16 protein-coding genes, 2 tRNA genes and 1 other RNA gene are annotated in these 18243 nt (G+C 26.7%); 3 read left to right on the top strand and 16 right to left on the bottom strand.

All coding sequences use genetic code 11. The features are described from left to right. The 14 genes from murB to ACTTAO_RS01825 all read right to left on the bottom strand — a co-directional run bounded on the left by murB (position 1) and on the right by ACTTAO_RS01825 (position 16045). On the bottom strand, positions 1-906 hold the full coding sequence (gene murB / locus ACTTAO_RS01760) for a UDP-N-acetylmuramate dehydrogenase (protein ID WP_440690673.1): 906 nt from the start codon (positions 904-906) through the stop codon (positions 1-3). After that, positions 906-2300, bottom strand: a complete 1395-nt coding sequence (murC, locus tag ACTTAO_RS01765; protein ID WP_440690674.1) for a UDP-N-acetylmuramate--L-alanine ligase — start codon at positions 2298-2300, stop codon at positions 906-908. Before murC ends, murB begins: the two co-directional genes overlap by 1 nt. Next, the gene (locus tag ACTTAO_RS01770) at positions 2290-3357 is read right to left on the bottom strand and encodes a UDP-N-acetylglucosamine--N-acetylmuramyl-(pentapeptide) pyrophosphoryl-undecaprenol N-acetylglucosamine transferase (RefSeq protein ID WP_440690675.1); all 1068 of its coding nucleotides are present in this window, start codon (positions 3355-3357) and stop codon (positions 2290-2292) included. Before ACTTAO_RS01770 ends, murC begins: the two co-directional genes overlap by 11 nt. Positions 3358-3360: 3 nt before the next feature. Then, entirely contained in the window at positions 3361-4479 is a 1119-nt protein-coding gene (locus ACTTAO_RS01775) for an FtsW/RodA/SpoVE family cell cycle protein (RefSeq protein WP_440690676.1), read from the bottom strand. Then, positions 4469-5752 carry a UDP-N-acetylmuramoyl-L-alanine--D-glutamate ligase gene (gene murD, locus ACTTAO_RS01780; protein ID WP_440690677.1) on the bottom strand — a complete coding sequence of 428 codons (1284 nt, stop codon included), beginning with the start codon at positions 5750-5752 and terminating at the stop codon, positions 4469-4471. Before murD ends, ACTTAO_RS01775 begins: the two co-directional genes overlap by 11 nt. Next, entirely contained in the window at positions 5752-6837 is a 1086-nt protein-coding gene (gene mraY / locus ACTTAO_RS01785) for a phospho-N-acetylmuramoyl-pentapeptide-transferase (protein WP_440690678.1), read from the bottom strand. Before mraY ends, murD begins: the two co-directional genes overlap by 1 nt. Beyond that, on the bottom strand, positions 6838-9681 hold the full coding sequence (locus ACTTAO_RS01790) for a UDP-N-acetylmuramoyl-L-alanyl-D-glutamate--2,6-diaminopimelate ligase (protein WP_440690679.1): 2844 nt from the start codon (positions 9679-9681) through the stop codon (positions 6838-6840). A 2-nt stretch (positions 9682-9683) separates the two neighbouring features. After that, positions 9684-11375 carry a peptidoglycan D,D-transpeptidase FtsI family protein gene (locus tag ACTTAO_RS01795; protein ID WP_440690680.1) on the bottom strand — a complete coding sequence of 564 codons (1692 nt, stop codon included), beginning with the start codon at positions 11373-11375 and terminating at the stop codon, positions 9684-9686. Further along, the gene (locus tag ACTTAO_RS01800) at positions 11372-11680 is read right to left on the bottom strand and encodes a cell division protein FtsL (protein WP_440690681.1); all 309 of its coding nucleotides are present in this window, start codon (positions 11678-11680) and stop codon (positions 11372-11374) included. The genes ACTTAO_RS01795 and ACTTAO_RS01800 overlap by 4 nt, the downstream gene beginning before the upstream one ends. Beyond that, positions 11677-12687 carry a 16S rRNA (cytosine(1402)-N(4))-methyltransferase RsmH gene (rsmH, locus tag ACTTAO_RS01805; RefSeq protein WP_440690682.1) on the bottom strand — a complete coding sequence of 337 codons (1011 nt, stop codon included), beginning with the start codon at positions 12685-12687 and terminating at the stop codon, positions 11677-11679. Before rsmH ends, ACTTAO_RS01800 begins: the two co-directional genes overlap by 4 nt. An 18-nt stretch (positions 12688-12705) precedes the next feature. After that, positions 12706-14181, bottom strand: coding sequence for a cell division protein FtsZ (gene ftsZ, locus ACTTAO_RS01810; protein ID WP_440690683.1), 1476 nt, complete (start codon positions 14179-14181; stop codon positions 12706-12708). 1 nt (position 14182) lies between these two features. Further along, on the bottom strand, positions 14183-14650 hold the full coding sequence (mraZ, locus tag ACTTAO_RS01815; protein ID WP_440690684.1) for a division/cell wall cluster transcriptional repressor MraZ: 468 nt from the start codon (positions 14648-14650) through the stop codon (positions 14183-14185). Positions 14651-14914: 264 nt separating this feature from the next. Continuing rightward, positions 14915-15272, bottom strand: an RNA gene (rnpB, locus tag ACTTAO_RS01820) — RNase P RNA component class A. Between the two features lie 41 nt (positions 15273-15313). Beyond that, positions 15314-16045: an N-acetylmuramoyl-L-alanine amidase gene (locus ACTTAO_RS01825; protein ID WP_440690685.1), complete on the bottom strand. Its 732-nt coding sequence runs from the start codon at positions 16043-16045 to the stop codon at positions 15314-15316. A 101-nt stretch (positions 16046-16146) separates the two neighbouring features. On the opposite strand from ACTTAO_RS01825, the gene ACTTAO_RS01830 reads away from it, so the two are divergent. Genes ACTTAO_RS01830 through ACTTAO_RS01840 form a run of 3 tightly spaced genes read left to right on the top strand, consistent with a single transcriptional unit; the run spans position 16147 to position 18027 of the window. After that, the gene (locus ACTTAO_RS01830; protein WP_440690686.1) at positions 16147-16950 is read left to right on the top strand and encodes an MlaA family lipoprotein; all 804 of its coding nucleotides are present in this window, start codon (positions 16147-16149) and stop codon (positions 16948-16950) included. Positions 16951-16966: 16 nt separating this feature from the next. Next, positions 16967-17551, top strand: coding sequence for an MlaC/ttg2D family ABC transporter substrate-binding protein (locus tag ACTTAO_RS01835; protein WP_440690687.1), 585 nt, complete (start codon positions 16967-16969; stop codon positions 17549-17551). A 5-nt stretch (positions 17552-17556) separates the two neighbouring features. Then, a complete protein-coding gene (locus ACTTAO_RS01840; RefSeq protein WP_440690688.1) occupies positions 17557-18027 on the top strand; it encodes a hypothetical protein in 471 nt (156 codons plus the stop codon). A 3-nt stretch (positions 18028-18030) separates the two neighbouring features. Here the strand turns inward: ACTTAO_RS01840 and ACTTAO_RS01845 are convergent. Both ACTTAO_RS01845 and ACTTAO_RS01850 read right to left on the bottom strand, forming a co-directional pair. Next, positions 18031-18107, bottom strand: a tRNA-Ile gene (locus tag ACTTAO_RS01845). Positions 18108-18165: 58 nt separating this feature from the next. Next, positions 18166-18240 (bottom strand) — tRNA-Val (locus tag ACTTAO_RS01850). Positions 18241-18243: the final 3 nt, after the last annotated feature.

The raw sequence follows: 18243 nt of genomic DNA on the forward strand, positions 1-18243 counted from the left end.
TTATTCTAAAATTTTAATTTCAGTTTCTAACTTTACACCTGTTTTCTCAAAGACATTTTTTGATACATATTCGATCAAATTCTTCATGTCTTTAAATTTAGCATTACCTTTATTTACAAAAAAATTACAGTGTTTTTCTGAAATATATGCGTCACCAAAAGAAATATCTAATGGAACAGACTCTTTTATTAGTTCCCAAACCTTTTTTTCAGATTGATCTAAAGGGTTTTTAAAAGTACTTCCGCTGGTTTTAATTCTTGTTGGTTGTGCTTTTTCTTTTTTTTCTTTTAAAAAATTCATTTCATTTTGGATTAATTCTTTTTCTTTCTTAAAGCCTTTAAAGGAAGCGCTTAAAAAAATATGATCATCAGATAAACCGCTATCTCTGTATTTAAAATTTATATCTTTTGCAGGTATAGTTATTACCTGACCAGATTTAGTAACTGCTTGAATCGAAACAAGAACATCTTTAAATTCTCTATTGAAACATCCGGCATTCATTTTAATTCCACCGCCAACTGTACCTGGTATACAAGACAAAAATTCAAAACCACCTAAACTATTTTCTAATGCAAATTCTGACAATGCTTTGTCACTAACAATACTTCCTGCAATAATTATATCATCTGACAGAACTGATAAATTATTAAAATTATTTGCAAGCTTGATTACTACACCGTCATATTTGTCGTCAGTTATTAATGTGTTGGATCCTCCACCTAAGACAAAGATTTTTTCTTTATTTTCTATAATTTTTAAAAATTTGATTAAATCTTTTAAATTATCTGCTTTAAAATAAATTTTAGCTTTACCACCAATATTAAACCAATTTTTTTTTTTTAAATCACAGTCTAGCTTTAGGTTTTGACCAAACTCTTCTGACAGTTCTTTTAATTTAGTTTTCATTATAAATATTTGGGTAATTCTCTCATCCAGCTTGAAATTGAACCAGCGCCCATACCTATGACAATTTTTTTTCCATAAATATTACTTTTTACATATTTTGCTAATTGCAATTGATCCTCGATCATCAATAATTCAACCCTCGAATTTTTAATAATTTGTTTTGCAAAACTAAGATAACTAAATCCGAGTTTCATTTTTTCACCGGCATTATAAATTGGAAACAAAATTACTTTATCAGCATCTCTAAAAGCGTAACTAAACTCTTTTTTTAAATCTTTTACTCTTGATATTCTATGGGGTTGAAAAATACATATCTTCTCATAACCTTTATATACTTTCATTACCCCATTAAGTACTTCTCTTATCTCAGTTGGATGATGTGCATAGTCATCAAAAAAATCAACATTATTAAAAGAAAAAATCTTATTAAATCTTCTTTGAACACCTTTAAAATTTTTAAGTCCTTTTTTTATATCAAATATTGATATTCCAACAGTCAACGATACTGCAAGAGCCGCAACTGCATTTTTAATATTATGATTTCCTAAAAGGGGAACTATTATATTTTTTAAGAAACGATTTTTTTTATTTGGTAATTTTATTAATAAATCAAATTTTGAAAATTCTTTATATTGATTTATATTTTTTATAGAAAAGTTTGATTTAGGATTTTCACCATATGTATAAAAATTTTTCTTTTTAATATTTTTAATTAAATTTTTATTATTCTTATCATCTAAACAGATAAATGATTTTCCAAAAGATGGAACCTTCTCAACAAAATCAATAAAATATTTATTTAATTTTTTCATCGAATTATAAAAATCCATGTGCTCTCTATCAATGTTAGTTATGATAGAGTAAGTTGGCGGTATAAATATAAAGCTACCATCAGACTCATCTGCCTCCAAAATAGACCAATCACTTTTACCTAATTTTGCTGTATTATTGATTGAATTTATAACTCCACCATTAATAATCGTCGGGTCTATTTTTGTATTTTGAAAAATTGATGCAATTAAAGAAGTAGTTGTTGTTTTACCGTGAGATCCGGCAACTACAATATTTTTAGACAGAGACACAATGTTTGCTAGCATTTCTCCTCTTTTGTATATTGGTAGACCTTTTGATTTTGCCTCAATTAATTCTGGATTATTTTTTTTAATTGCTGAAGAAACAACCAGAATTGTAGCCATATTTATATTCTCTTTTTTATGTCCAACATAAATTTTGATTTTTTCTTTTCTAATCCTATTAATATTTTTATTATTTGAAATATCACTTCCTTGAACTTTAAAACCTTTTCTCTTCATTATCATTGAAAGGCCACTCATTCCTATCCCACCTATACCAACAAAATGAATAACCTCTGATTTAGCTAATTCAATTTTCATTTAAAATTTCCAATAAATTTTGATTAACATTATTCCAAGTATTTTGATAATTTAATTTTTCTAGATTTTCTTTTTTTGTAACATAATCTTCATCTTTCTTAGATATTTTCAACAATAATTCTTCAAATTTATTTTTATCAAATTTTTTTTGATCAATTATCCAACAACAATTTTTATCATAATAATATTTAGCATTTTCATATTGATGATTATCCTTGGAACCAGGAAGTGGTACGGCGATAAAAGGAATATTCATTAATGACATTTCAGCTAAGCTTGAAGCGCCTGATCTTGATATACATAAATCAGACTGTTTCATGAGTTCATTTAAATTTTGATCAAAACTAAAAACATTGCTTTCTATATTATTAATTTTATAAAAATTTTTTAAATTGTTCATATTTTTTTCACTAGTTTGATGGATTACATTTATTAAGCAGGATTTTGAGACGCTCAAAATTGATTCATTAATAAGTGTATCAAAAATTTTAGCTCCTTGACTACCTCCAACAATCATGATGGTAAATAAATTTACATCTTTTTTATATAAATCTGATTCATAATATTTTTTTCTTATAAAAGGTTTTGAAATTTTTTTCTGATTTTCAAATTTTTTTGGATAATTTTTTAAGTTTTTTGAATAACATATTAATTTTTTAGAAAAATTTAAAAAAAATTTATTCGCTCTTCCTAAAACCATATTTGGTTCAATTAAAAAAATTTTAATATTTAGAATTTTTGCTGCCAAACATAAAGGTAAGGACATGTACCCACCTGTTGAAATTAAGTAAGAAATTTTTTCTTTTTTTAATATTTTTAGAGAATTAATTGTTAATATTAAGATTTTAAATAATTTAAAAGGAAAAAGTATTAAGCTATTAAACTTTGGTGTATCTATTAAAATAGGTCTATAATCATTTTTTTCTAAATATTTTAATCCTCTAGAGTCTGTTGAGATTATTGTGTCATATTTTTCTTTTAAATGGTCATGAATTGTAATTGCAGGAATTACGTGTCCCCCAGAACCTCCAGTGGAAATTAATACTTTTTCTCTCACTTATTATATTTTTCTTTTTGTTAAGTTTAAAATTATACCTGTCAATATTGAGGTACTTACAATTGAAGAGCCTCCATAACTCAAAAAAGGTAATGTCATTCCAGTTGTTGGAAATAATCTTATATTAACTCCAATATGAATTGTGGCCTGCATAAGAATTAAACTTACTGATCCAATTAAAATAAGTTTATTTTGCTCCTCATTTTCAAAACTTATTTTTTTAAAAACCATGTAAATTAGAACTAAAAACAAAATTAAGATTAAAATTATGGCAATCACACCAAACTCTTCGGAAATTACTGAAATAATATAATCAGTATGCGCTTCTGGTACTCTATTTTTTAGTGTTCCTTCTCCTATCCCTTTTCCAAAAAAACCTCCACTTGTTATTGATTCTATTGCTTTATCTGATTGAAAATTATGAGTTCCTGTTTCTTTATCAAAAAATGAAAAAATTCTAGCTTTAATATAATTAAATTTAGGAACGTAAATAATCATATAAGACAACAAAATTAATCCAATAGAAGAGATTGAAAGCAAAAAATATAAATTAATACCTGAGCAAAATATCAAAACAGCCCATGAAAAAACTACTAATAATGTTTGACCAATGTCTGGCTGTATTATCAGTAGCAAAGAAACTAAGGTCATTAAAATTGTTGATGCTAAATATTTGAATAAAATATTGGTTTCATTTTTACATAAAATAATTGCAAGAATTACAATCAAGAAAGGTTTCACTATTTCTATGGGTTGAAATCTTGGTAAAAAAAATAAATCAATCCATCTCCTTGATCCCTTAACTTCTATGCCAATTATAGGTACTAAAAACAAAGAGAGTAATGAAATAAAAAAGAGAATTATTGAAAATTTATACAATTTATCTTGATTTAAGGATGAAAAAATAAAAATAAGAATTACTCCAATAATTACATAAATTAAATGTTTAAAAAAAAAGAAATAATTATTGGTATCTAATTTATCTGAAGCTATGAGTGATGTTGATACTAAAGAGAAAAAAAGTCCAATAGTGAATAGAATGCTAACTAAAAATAATAAAGGTTTGTCAATATTTTTCCACCACTGGTAATAAAATTTATAAATTATGCTATTACTTTGCATATATTAATTTTTTAACTATTTTATTGAAGTAATTGCCTCTATCTTCAAAATTTTTAAAACTATCAAATGATGCACCAGCAGGACTAAAAAAAATTATATTTTTTTTAATTTCTTTATCTTCTATCTCTAAGAAAATTGCTCGTAAGGTTTCATTTAAAGTTTTATATTTTTTAACCTTTAATTTATCTCTCAAAACTTTATGAAACTTATTTCGATATGAACCAAAAATGAATGCTTTTATATTTTTGCATTTTATTTTAGATAATTTGAACTTATCATTTTTTTTTGGTATGCCTCCCAAAATCCAATAAACATCATTCAAATTATTTAGTATATTTTCTGAAGAAGCGAAGCTTGTTGATTTAGAATCGTTTATTATTGTTAAATTTTTTTTATCAAAAACAATTTGTTGTCTATAATTAAGGCCTTTAAAATTATTAATTGTTTTGATTAATCTGTCTTTTGACAGTTTTAATTTAGGTGCAATTTCAAAAATAAATGAGAGATTTTCTCTATTTCCGTCGGAAGCAAAGTATTTATTGCTAATCTTATCAATTATGTTTTTCAAATTTGAGACATCAACTTTATAAATTTTTGACTTAAATTTATTTTTTTTAATTTTTTTTGAAATTAATAAATCATTTTTTTTAACGTATGCAAAATTTCCTTTAACTTGAGACTCGATTAATTTAAATTTTGCATTAACGTAATTTTTTAGGTTCTTATGTCGTTCAATGTGATCTGCTGAAATATTTAGAATTAAGCTATATTTTGATCTAAAAATCTTTGAATAATCTAGTTGATATGATGAGGCTTCAATCACAAAAATCGTTTTTTTTGTTATTTTTTTCTCTGCAAGTGCTGGATTTCCTATATTTCCAATCAATCGAGCGTCTTTTTTCTGATCAACCAAAGCATCATGTAGTATTTTTGCTGTGGTTGATTTTCCGTTAGTACCTGTAATTGTTATGCTCAAATTATCATAAAAAGAGTATAAAACATCAAGATCTGTATATATTTTTTGTAAATTTTTTTTCAAGAACGTCGATAATTTACATTTTGAAATATCTATTCCTGGACTAATAATGATAACATCAAAACTTATTTTTGAAATTTCACTTAAACTAACTAATTTTTTATTTATTTTTGAATTGTCATCGAAAAGATAAACATCTGCTTTTTTTTTTAAAAATTTATATGAAGATATTCCACTTTTGCCTAATCCATATATTAATATTTTTTTTCTTAAAAAAATATTTTTTTTATTTTTCATTATCTTAATTTTAACGTAGCAAGTCCTATCATTGCTAAAATTATTGAGATAATCCAAAATCTAATAACTATGGTAGATTCAGGCCAACCTTTTTTCTCAAAATGATGGTGTATAGGTGCCATTCTAAAAATTCTTTTTCCTGTAAGTTTGAATGAAATTACCTGAACCATTACGGAGACTGCTTCTAAAACGAAAAGACCTCCTGTTATCGCTAAAACAATCTCATGTTTTGTTATAATACCTACTGCTCCTAAAGAACCACCTAAAGATAAAGAGCCTGTGTCTCCCATAAAAATTTTAGCTGGAGGAGCATTAAACCATAAAAACCCTAAGCAAGCTCCAATAATTGCTCCACAAAAAATTGCAACTTCACCTGTTCCTTCAATGTAAGGAATTTGTAAGTAATTTGAAAAAACAATATTTCCAGTTACATAGCTTATGAATGCAAAACAAGCTGCCACCAATATTACTGGTACTGTTGCTAAACCGTCTAGACCGTCTGTAAGATTTACAGCATTAGAAGAACCTATTATTACAAATACAGCAAAGGGTATAAAAAACCATCCAAGATTAATTATTAAATTTTTAAAAAAAGGAAAATATAAATTATTTAAATCTTGATAATCAATCAAATAAACAAACAAACTTACTCCTAATAACGCTAATATAATCTGTGCGATTATTTTAAACTTTGATGAAATACCAGAGGAATTACTTTGCTTAATTTTTTTATAATCGTCAAATGCACCCAGTAATCCAAATGAAATAGCAATGTATAAACAAAATAAAATATTATTATTTGATAAATCTGCCCATAAAATAACTGAAATTATTAGACCAAGTAAAATAATAATTCCACCCATTGTTGGAGTACCAATTTTTTTAATTATGTGATCTTCAGGTCCATCATCTCTAATTGGATTAAAAATTTTTTGATTTGAAAAAAATTTTATAAAAGGACCTCCAATAAATAAAACTATTACTAAAGATGTAAAAAAGGATAAACCAGTTCTGAAAGTTAAATATTTAAAGACGTTTAAAAAGCCGAAATTGTCAATAAAATTTAATAGAAACTGATATAGCATTTAATTTAGATCTTTTATTTCATTAACTATCTTATTGAAACCTGTCGCAAGTGAGGCTTTGATCATCAAATAATCATTGTTTTTAATATCATTTCTAATCAAATCATCGATCTGAGAATTTTTGCTTAGTATTTTACCTTTTTTACTATTTAATATTTTTTTATATATTAAAGAAGCCATTTTTCCTTTTACAAAAACCTTATGAATTTTAGTTTGATTTATTAATGGAGCAATAGATTCATGAAGTTTTTTAGAATAACTACCAAGCTCCAACATATCCCCAAGCAGCAAATATTTTTTAGACTTGTTTGACTTTATTTTATCAAAATTTTTAATAGCAGAACTTAATGATAGCGGATTTGAGTTATAACTTTGATCAATTAAATTTATTTTTTTATTATTTATTTTTATTATTGAATGGTCCCCTCTCCCATTAGGAATTTTAAAATTTAAAAAAATATTTTTATTTAAATTAAATATATTTAAATTCACACTAATAACAGCTAATGCAGATAGAATATTGTAAATATTGTTTTGATAGTCATCAGAGATTATAAAATATTTAATTTTATTCATAAATCTAACTTTAATTTTAAAATTTTTTCCAAATGATTTAATATCTATTAACTTAATATCTGCTCTTTTACTTTTGATACCAAATGAAATTAATTTAAGATTTTTCTTTTTAGAAATTTGCCTATGCAGTTTAAAAAATTTATCATCTGCATTTAAGATAATAGAACCATTTAATTTAATATTATTTATAATCTCTGATTTTGCTAAGGCAATCTGTTTTATATTTTTAAAATTTTTTGCATGTGCATAATTTATATTTGTAATAACTCCAACATTTGGCTCAATTATTTTTGTTAAATAATCAATCTCACCCTTTTTATCCATTCCTACTTCTAAAACACCATATTGATCATTCTCTTTAATATTAAGAAGACTTAAAGGAACTCCAAATTTATTGTTATAAGACTTTGGTGATATACTCGTAATTGAAATTTTTCCCAACGCACTTCCTAATAATTCTTTGAGTGTAGTCTTCCCACAACTACCTGTGATAGCTATAATGTTAGTGCTTATATTTTTTCTGTATACCTTTGAAACATTTGTTAAAAATTTTAAGGTGTTTTTAACTTTTATCTGCCGTTTATTATCTAGATTATTTTGAATTTTATTTACAATTGCTAATGATGCTTTTTTCTTAAATGATTGTGAAACAAATTTATTTCCATCATTTATTTTTCCTTTGATAGCAAAAAAAACATCGTTTTTTTGTACTTCATTAGAATTAATACTCGCATTATTTATTGAAATAGACTTTGGTAATTTTTGAGTGTTAGAAAGTTCTTTAATTATATTTATTTTTAATTGATCGGATAAATTTTTGTTTTTTTTATTGATTTCTTTTAGAATTTTTATTCTATCGGAAAATTTGATTTTCTTTTCACCAATTTCCTGTGTGTTTTCGTGCCCTTTTCCTGCAACTAATAAAATATCTCCACTTTTTAAATTTTTAATAGCCTCGGATATTGCTATTGCTCTATTAGAAATTTCTGTAATTTTCTTAGCATTGATACCCTTTTTAATATCTTTTCTTATATTTGCTGGGCTTTCGTAACGAGGGTTATCGTCAGTTAAATATATATTATCTGCATAAATACTTGCTATTTTGCCCATTTTCATTCTTTTGTTTTGGTCTCTATTCCCCCCACAACCAAATAAAAGGTTTAACTTTTTATCAGGAAATTGCTCCTTAATATTTAAAAGACAAACTTTTAAAGCATCAGGAGTGTGTGCATAATCAAGAATAACAGTCGAATTATTTTTAATTTTTCCAATTTTTTCTAATCTACCTTCAACTGGTTTTAATTTTGGTAAGACTTTTAAAATATTTTCAAAATTTAAATTACTTTTTTGTGCAGCAATTGCAGCCATCAAAATATTCTTGATTTGAATTTTACCTATTAAATTTAAGTTAATTTCCTTAATTGAATCTTTATGTTTTATTTTAATCAATTGATTTTCATTGTCATATCTATGAGATAATATTTGAAAACTATTTTGTTTTTCATTTATTGCTGATAATTTTAATTTTTTCTTTAAAGAGATTTTCTTGATTGTTTTATATTGAGGTATATTTTTATCTGTAATTATATTTCCTTTTTTTTCTATTAAATTCTCAAATAAATAAAGTTTTGCTTTTAAATAATTTTTCAAATTTTTATGATAATCAAGATGATCTTGTGATAAATTTGTAAAAATTCCAGATTTAAAATTTAATCCATCTAATCTATATTGTTTCAATCCATGACTGGAAGTTTCCATGATAACATTATCAATTTTTTCTTTTTTTAATTTTTGTAAGATCTGACCTAAATTAATTGGATCAGTTGTTGTATTAAATAAATTTAAATTTATATTTCTTGATTTAACTCCTAATGTTCCAATTGAAGCAACCTTTTTTTTATTTAATTGCATTATTTGAAGATAAAATTCAGCAACTGAAGATTTTCCATTGGTTCCTGTAACAGCTACTAAATTTTTTGGTATTTTGTTGTAAATTTTAAATGAGACTTCTGCTAATAATTTTCTTATATTTTTTGTTCTTATAAACAAAATTCCATTACGAAAATTTTTTATTTTTTGTTCTGTTATAATTATTTTAGAACCTTTTTCTATAGCTGTAGAAATGAATTTATTTCCATCTATACTATTTCCCTTAATTGCAAAGAAAATATTATTTTTGTTTAAAGATCTAGTATCAAAAGAGATACCTGAAAAAAATAATTTTTTATAATTTTTATGGATACCTTTAAAATAATTTCCAAGTAACATTATTAGTCAACCTGTATATATTTTGTGGCTAAAATAGGCCCAATTTTATCAATTACTTTTCCTGCTACCTCTACTGATGTCCACCCAGCTGTATTATATAGTGTCCCCTTCCATCCACCATTTCTATGCCTATACTTATAATAGTAATCTTTTGATTTTTTAGGTGTATCTAACATCACAACAAATACAAATTGTGGATTAGATGTTGGAAATACCGAACTAAAAGTATTTATTTTTGCCTCTGAATATTTCCCTCCTTCTGGTTGGTCAGCTGTACCTGTTTTGCCTCCAATTTCGTAATTTTCAACATCTGCAAATCTAGCAGTACCCTCCTCTGTATTAACAATTTTTCTTAAAGCATTAACAACTTGTTCCGAAATTCCTTCATTAATTATTCTTTTGTTATTATTTTTTTTATTATCTTCTTTAAAAACCAATGTTGGATTTACATCGTAGCCACCATTAGCCAATATAGCATATCCTTTTGCTAGTTGAAGAATGGTTGTTGCTACTCCATGACCAAAAGAAGCTGTTGCTAATCTACATTTTCCAAAATTATAATCAATTTGAGGTGCCACTTCTTCAATGTCAAAATTAATCTGAGTCAATACACCAATATCCTCTAAAAAAGATTTAAATTTTTCTGGACCAACTTTTTGAGCAATTCTTACAGACCCTATATTTCCAGACCTAACTAAAATTTGCTCAGCAGTTAAATCTGAAGGTATTTCATTGTCATATTCTCCAATTCTGTATCTGTCACACTTAATTGATTTTGGCAAATCTAAAAAATCAGTATCTGGTTCAATTAATTTTTCATTTAAAGCGCTTGCAAAAGTAAATACTTTAAAAACTGAACCAAGTTCATATGTTCCTTTTGTTACTCTATTAATATAATTGACATCCGATATATTTTTTCTCTCATTTGGATTAAAATCAGGTAACGAGACTAAAGAAAGTATATTGCCATTATTAACATCCATTAAAATTGCTGCACTTCCTTTGCTTTTAAAAATTTCCTGATATTTTAACAATTCTTTTCTAATTAAAAATTGAATGTCTTTATCAACAGTTAACTTAATTGGATCTCTAGATGTTTTAAGATTTTCATTTAACGATTTTTCTAATCCAGAAATACCATTATTGTCATTATCAATTTGACCTAAAATATGACTAAAAAGATTTTTCTGTGGATACATTCTAAGCACTTTTTCTTCGGGGATAAGAGATTTATCTCCCAACTTCATAAGTTGTTCATATTTTTCCTCTGAAATTTTTTTCTCTAAATAAAAAAACTTTTTATTTTCTATTTTTTTTTCAATTTCATTAAAATCTTTTTCTGGGAAAATAATTTTTAGACTTAACAGTAATTTTTCTTTACTAATTATGTCTGAAGTTTTGAGACCAACATCAATAGACTTAACCGTTTTTGCTAAATAATTACCATTAATATCTAAAATATCCGCTCTATAAAGATCGCTACTGAAAGGAAGTGTGTTGCTTGTATTTTCAATTTTTGCCTCACGAGTCCCTAAATGAATTAAATGTATTGTGTATATTGAATAAATAACAAAAAAGACAAAAAAAATGAAAGCAACTCGATTAAATTGAATATTTAATCCAGTATTGTTTTTTTTATAATCAAAATCATTTTTGTGATCTTCAATTGTTAATCTTTCTTTAAAATTGCTCATTTTGCCTTAGTTATTTTATAATCCTCTAATTTATTTAAATTATCTGAAATATTATAAATTTTAATATCATCTATCTTTTTTTGAACTAATTGATCTTCAAAATATAAAGATTGATATTCTAATAATTTTTCAGCAGAACTTAGATAATCATATTCCAACTGAATATTTTCTAAATCTGATTTTAAAAGTCTTACACTTTCTTTATAAGCAAATATTTTATCTTCGATTTTTTTTGTGGTATTTTTGATAATTGCTGTGGTTAAAACTAAAATTATAATTGTTAATGCTAGTAATAATCTTTTCAAAGTTTATCTCCAAACTTTTCTATTTCTAAAAAATTTTTAAATTTTTCCTCTATATCTGTATCAAAATTAAAGAAATCACTTTTCTTAATTGCATATCGTAGTTTTGCTGATCTCGAAGGAGGATTTTCTTTTATTTCAAGATCAGATGGAACAATTGGTTTTTTTTGACTTAAATTAAAAAGAGTTTCTTTTTGTTCTGTTTGAGGTGTGTATCTTGAAATACTTTCATTTTGAGAAAGACTTTTTAAAAAATATTTTACAATTTTATCTTCTAAAGAATGAAACGTAACGACGGCTAAAACACCTCCCTTTTTTAGTACTTTTGTAGCATTTATCAGTCCATAAATTAATTCGCTTATTTCTTTATTCACAAAAATTCTAAGAGCTTGAAAAACTTTGGTTGAATTGTGTACTTTAAAATTTTTTCTTATTTTTGATCTATCAACAATTTTAATTAAACCCTGTGTATCAATTTTCTTATTTAATCTTTCTTTTACAATATTTTTAGAAATATGTTTTGCATCTTTTTCATCTCCAAAGTATTTAAAAATTTTCTCCAACTCTTTTACCTCAAGTTTATTAATAACATCAGCAGCTGAATAGTTGTTTAAACCCAATTGCATATTTAAATCTGTCATTGAGTTGAAAGATAATCCTTTTTTTAGATCTTTCATTTGTGTTAATGAATATCCAAGATCAAAAATAACACCTTTGATATTTTCGTTTTTGATTTTTAAATTAGTTAATTGACTAAATTTTAAATTTTTGAAAATAAATCTACCTTCAAAATTTTCTAAAATTGAGTTTGCAACTTTTTGACTTTCAATATCCCTATCAAGTCCAATTACCTTTGTATTTTCAAACTCTAGTATTTTTTTTGAATATCCGCCTTGACCAAATGTACAGTCTATAAATGTGCCACCATGTTGAGGGGTGATAACGCTAATAATTTCTTTTAGCAGTACAGGATAATGTTTTTGTACATCCGGTACTATGGTGGCTTCCATTTATTTCTTTGAAGACCATTAATTTTTTTGTCTTCTTAGGAAAGCAGGAATTTCAAGATCGTCTTCATCTTCTTGATCTTCAGAATTCAACAAATCTGAAGGTGAAGAGTTTTCACTTTCTGAACTAAATAAATCTGGTGAATCTGAATCAACGCCAAATTCCTTTAGATCATTTGATGGTTCTTCTTGAACATTTTCATCATGATTTTTTTCTTCAAATGTTTCTACTGCTTCTTGAGTAAAAGATTTTTCCATTTCATTTACAGTGCTGTCATCTACAATGTTTTCTGTTACTACGCTATTTTCTGTAGCAAAATTTTCATTCATCATATTATTTTCAACACTTATTTGCTCTTGTTCTTGAACCATTTCATTCTCAACCTTAAGTGCGTTAGCACCATGAGTAATTGGGCTTGATGAGTTTGAAAAATTAAATGCTGGAGACCCCATATTTGAAAAATCAGAGTAACCAGGATTACGATTTTGTATTCTATGCACCATATTTACTACTGATTTAGATTCAGGTTGTTGTCCATCTAATGAAGTTGCAACAATGGAAACTCTCATTTTTCCGTCTAAGTCAGCATCAGTTATTGCTCCTATAATTAACTCAGCTTCTGGATCAACCTCTGCTCTTACTTTGTTAACTGCTTCATCAACTTCAAAAAGTTTTAAGTCTTTACCACCAGTGATATTTACTAGTAACCCTTTAGCACCTTTTAAAGTATAATCGTCAATTAATGGATTGCTAATCGCCATCTCTGCAGCTTTAAGTGCTCTACCTTCACCTTCAGCTTCTCCAGTTCCCATCATTGCTTTACCCATTGAAGCCATTACAGTTTCAACATCAGCAAAATCTAAATTAATTAATCCAGGTCTTACCATTAAATCTGTAATACTCTGAACTCCATGCATCAATACGTTATTTGATAGATTAAAAGACTCTTCAAACGTTGTTTGTTCATTTGCAATTTTAAATAAGTTTTGGTTTGGAATAACAATTATAGTATCCACATGTTTTCTTAATTCTTCCAATCCTTGTTGTGCTCTTCTCATTCTAGAGGGGCCTTCATATAAAAACGGAAGAGTTACAACACCTACAGTTAAAATATTTAATTCTTTAGCAGCTCTAGCGATGACATGAGCAGCACCAGTGCCCGTTCCACCGCCCATACCAGCTGCAATAAAAACCATATTTGCACCTTGAAGTGTATTTACAATTTCATTTAAAGATTCATCAGCAGCCGCTTGTCCAATATCCAATTTTGCACCTGCACCCAAACCTTTCGTCAAATTTAAACCAATTTGAATTCTAGTTTTTGCTTTACTTAACTTTAAATCTTGAGCATCTGTATTTACGGCAATAAACTCTACTCCTTGAAGTTTATTATCAATCATTTCATTTATTGCGTTTCCTCCAGCTCCACCTACTCCTAAAACTAAAAGTCGTGGCTGAAGTTCTTTTATCTCTGGTGCTTTAAAGTTAATTGTCATCTTATTTCCCCTCGTTATTGTTTAAATGTTTTTCCCATTTAAGACTTGCTCGATTTAAGTTTGCTTTTTTTCTTGCTGATGTCTTAAATTTTTCAAATGCTGTTGGTTCCCAAATTTGAAAGGTTTGACCTTGACCAACAAACAACATGCTATTTTTTATTTTTGCATGTTTTAATAATTTTGATGAAAGAGAAATTCTACCTTCACTATCAAACTGTAAATTATTACTTTCAGCTAATATTGATGTTGCAAAATAATCTCTTTTTTCCTCAAAAGGATTTAGAGAGTCTATTGCTGAGGAAATTTTTTCAATTCTGTCTTGAGAGCATGCTTCTATAGAATAATTATTGAAAGATGGGTAACAAATTACTCCATTATAACCTAAATTGGACAAATGAGATCTAAAACTAGCAGGCACAGATACTCTTCCTTTCTTGTCCAATTTGTTCTCGTAAGTAGATAAAAACATGTTTTTTTAATTTTATAAATTCCATAAATGGGAATATTTGGGAATATATGGGTATTTAAAATGATAGTCAAATGTTGATTCTGTGCTTAATTAAAGTCATTTTATGAGGAAAAGTTTAAAATAATGGTTTAAAATTGATGAGTTCTTTCATTTATTTGTTTGCTAAGATAATGAGAGTGCTTATTGAAGCTATATTTAAATTTATGCTTCCAACCTTAAAAATAATTGTATTAATATTTTGTTTTTTCGTTTTTTAAACTGTGAAGTGCCAGATAAACTATAAGCCGGGTTCTGTCATTTAAACCTATCATTTGTCTAGGCTTAAGATCGCTCTTAAGCTCAAGCAACTAACCCTGATGACTAGCCAAGGACGGCTTTTAGTTTTGCAACAATGTCATCTCTACTTAGTCTTGCTCCCAGTGGGGTTTTCCAGCGTTCATTGTTACCAATAGAACCGGTGTGCTCTTACCACACCTTTTCACCCTTGCCATGTTATGGCGGTTTATTTTCTGTGGCACTATCCCTAGGGTTTCCCCCGCCAGGCATTACCTGGCACTGTGTCCTTGTAGAGCCCGGACTTTCCTCTTTAAAAAAAATTTAAAGCGATAAGTCATTTATCTGGCGAGATGAATTTATTATTAAACTTTAAAATTACAAGATAAATTAATTAAGCTTTCTAATTAGGTTTTCGCTTATTAATAAACACTCTTTATCAATTTTGCCATTTACTAGTTCTTGTCTAAATCTCCTCTGAAATGCAAATGTGATAATTTTATTATGTATGTTTTTATTTATTTTTAAGTTTCTGGTATAACCAATTTTATGAAGATTATTGATAAATTTTAATTTTAATAAATTATCTAATTTAAATTCTCTATATCTCTTAATTTTATTTAAATTTAAATCATGCCATATTCCTATTTTATTTTTTGATAAAAATTCCCATGGAAATTTCTCGCCAGGATCTAACTTTCTATCTGGTGCTATATCAGAGTGACCTAAAATTGATTTTGTACTAATTTTAAATTTTTTAACCAAAAACTTTGTTAATTTTATTAATGAGAACATTTGATTTTTTGAAAATTTTTTGTATTTAAATTCATGACCAGGATTGGTTATTTCAATTCCAATAGAATTTTTGTTTAAAGATTTATATTTTTTCCAACTAGAAATTCCTGCATGCCAAGCCTGATAATTTTCAGGTACCATTTTTATAATGTCACCATTATTTTTAATTAAATAATGACAACTAACCTTAGAGTTTTGATTTAATAATTTGTCTATTGCTTTTTTTTCAGATTTCATTCCAGTATAGTGAAAAACTATGAATTTTATCTCACTTTTTTTTCTTCTTTTTGGATCAAAATTTGGGGAATAATTTAGTATTATTTTCATACTCAATTTGGGTACAAATTTAGGCTATTTATTAACAATTTATCGTCACTTTTGAAATTTAATTCTGCTTTAATATTGAATTTTATATAATATAAGTTCTTATGTTAAAAAAAATTTCTATCTTACTATTTTCTTTATGTTTAATTACATTTAACGCTAATGCGGGATCTGATGGTGAATTAACCCTAAATCAAAATAAATCTGAAACCCAAAAAACTAAAGATTGTTTTGAAAAATTAAATAGAAAGACATTTGCTTTCAATCAAGGTCTTGATAAAGCATTAATTAAACCAATCGCAAAAAGTTATAGAAAACTACCTGAAGGTGTTCAAAAAGGAACCTCTAATGCTGTTAAAAATTTATCTACCTTGGTTACAATACCAAATAATGTATTACAAGGTGATGTACGAACAGCTCTCATAAATACAGCTCGACTTGCAGTTAATACAACCGTTGGGCTACTAGGAACTATCGATGTTGCAAACAAAATGGGTTTTCCAAAATATGAAAAAGAAGATTACGGTCAAACTCTAGGTAAATGGGGTTTTGGACCAGGTTGTTATATAGTTTTACCAGTATTAGGACCATCTACGATTAGAGATACAACAGGTTCTTTTGCTAACGTAATGGGTGGAGATCCTTGGTACAATGCTTCTGTACATGGAAACAATGAATTTCTTAGCGAAGGTCTTTATTTAACATCCAAGGCTATTAGTGGCATTGAGTTTAGAGCTAATAATATTGAGTCACTCGAAAACCTAGAAGAAAACTCTATTGATTTTTATGCATCTATAAGAAGTTTATATTTACAAGATCGAGAAAATAAAATTAAAAATATTCAAAGAGGTAACATAGAAGTTATCTATGAGGAAGATGATGGCTGGGAAGAAATTGAAAACAAATAAAAAACTAATCTAAAATATGAAAAAAATACTTATATTTTTACTATTATTAAATTTTAATTTTACAAATTCATTTTCAATAGAAGCTGATGTATTTGTTCAGTCTACTGTTAATAGGGCTGCTGAGACTCTAGGTGGAGGATTAACAAAAGAAGAAAGGATGGATAAATTAAAAAAAATAGCTTTAGATACAGTCGATATAAAAGGAATTGGTTTTTATTCGCTTGGAGTTCATAGAAAAAGTGCATCAGATGAACAAAAGAAAGAGTATGAAAAAGCATTTGCTGAATATTTTCTTCAAAGCTTTTCAAGCAGATTGGCTGAGTATTCAAATCCAATCATAAACGTAGATTCAAAGAAAAAAATTAATGAAAATTACACAATAGTTTCAAGTACTTTAGCAGCTACAGACAAAAGGCCAGCTGTTAAAATAGACTGGCGAGTTTATACAAAAAACAAAGATCAACCTCTAATTCGAGATCTTATTATTGAAGGTTTAAGTTTAGCTAGAACTCAGAAAGAAGAATTTAATTCAATTATTCTTAGTGCAGATGGTGACATTAATGCATTGATCTCAAAACTAAAAGAGTTCTCGAATAGTTAATAACTTTGAAAATTACAACAAAATCAATACTTTTAATTTCAGCTATAACTTCATCTTTTTTTTTAATTTTTACGTTATACAAAGGTATAATTTTATACTTTGTTAATGAGGCGTTAGAAGATACTTTTGTTGGGGGTAGTACGTCTGACATTTCAATTGTATTGTGGTTTATACTTTCAGGAATCTTAATGCTTATAACATTAATGTTTCTTTTTTTTATAAAAATAAAAGATTTAAAAAGTCAAAAAATCATTGTTATAGGATTAACATTTTTTTGGATATCAATCTCTTTCCTTTCAATATTTGTAAGTTTTTCAAATTTATGGATAACTTTAATTACGTTAACAATTGGTGTTATTTCATTATTAGCAATCAAAAATCTTAAAAAAGAAATAGTTAACGAGTTAAACAAAAAAGGCTTAACTGATAAAGAAATATATCTTTTGCAAAAACTAGCTGGGATAACAAAAAAATAATTTTGGTGGGCCCGCCAGGACTCGAACCTGGGACCAATACATTATGAGTGTACTGCTCTAACCAACTGAGCTACAGGCCCAAAACAACATTTAGTTATATCATTTTTATCAAGTTATCAATTAAAGATAAATCAATAATGGTGGGCCGTGTTGGTTACGCTCCAACTACCCCTGCAATGTCAATGCAGTACTCTACTATTGAGCTAACGGCCCAAT

Origin of the sequence: Candidatus Pelagibacter sp. HIMB1782, from assembly GCF_052047475.1 — a bacterium.
Taxonomy (GTDB): Bacteria; Pseudomonadota; Alphaproteobacteria; order Pelagibacterales; family Pelagibacteraceae; genus Pelagibacter.

Excerpts from the sequence above, each read along its gene's own strand:
- murB (WP_440690673.1), bottom strand. The coding sequence starts at position 906 with ATGAAAACTAAATTAAAAGAACTGTCAGAAGAGTTTGGTCAAAACCTA.
- murC (WP_440690674.1), bottom strand. The coding sequence starts at position 2,300 with ATGAAAATTGAATTAGCTAAATCAGAGGTTATTCATTTTGTTGGTATA.
- ACTTAO_RS01775 (WP_440690676.1), bottom strand. The coding sequence starts at position 4,479 with ATGCAAAGTAATAGCATAATTTATAAATTTTATTACCAGTGGTGGAAA.
- murD (WP_440690677.1), bottom strand. The coding sequence starts at position 5,752 with ATGAAAAATAAAAAAAATATTTTTTTAAGAAAAAAAATATTAATATAT.
- mraY (WP_440690678.1), bottom strand. The coding sequence starts at position 6,837 with ATGCTATATCAGTTTCTATTAAATTTTATTGACAATTTCGGCTTTTTA.
- ACTTAO_RS01790 (WP_440690679.1), bottom strand. The coding sequence starts at position 9,681 with ATGTTACTTGGAAATTATTTTAAAGGTATCCATAAAAATTATAAAAAA.
- ACTTAO_RS01795 (WP_440690680.1), bottom strand. The coding sequence starts at position 11,375 with ATGAGCAATTTTAAAGAAAGATTAACAATTGAAGATCACAAAAATGAT.
- rsmH (WP_440690682.1), bottom strand. The coding sequence starts at position 12,687 with ATGGAAGCCACCATAGTACCGGATGTACAAAAACATTATCCTGTACTG.
- ftsZ (WP_440690683.1), bottom strand. The coding sequence starts at position 14,181 with ATGACAATTAACTTTAAAGCACCAGAGATAAAAGAACTTCAGCCACGA.
- mraZ (WP_440690684.1), bottom strand. The coding sequence starts at position 14,650 with ATGTTTTTATCTACTTACGAGAACAAATTGGACAAGAAAGGAAGAGTA.
- ACTTAO_RS01825 (WP_440690685.1), bottom strand. The coding sequence starts at position 16,045 with ATGAAAATAATACTAAATTATTCCCCAAATTTTGATCCAAAAAGAAGA.
- ACTTAO_RS01830 (WP_440690686.1), top strand. The coding sequence starts at position 16,147 with ATGTTAAAAAAAATTTCTATCTTACTATTTTCTTTATGTTTAATTACA.
- ACTTAO_RS01835 (WP_440690687.1), top strand. The coding sequence starts at position 16,967 with ATGAAAAAAATACTTATATTTTTACTATTATTAAATTTTAATTTTACA.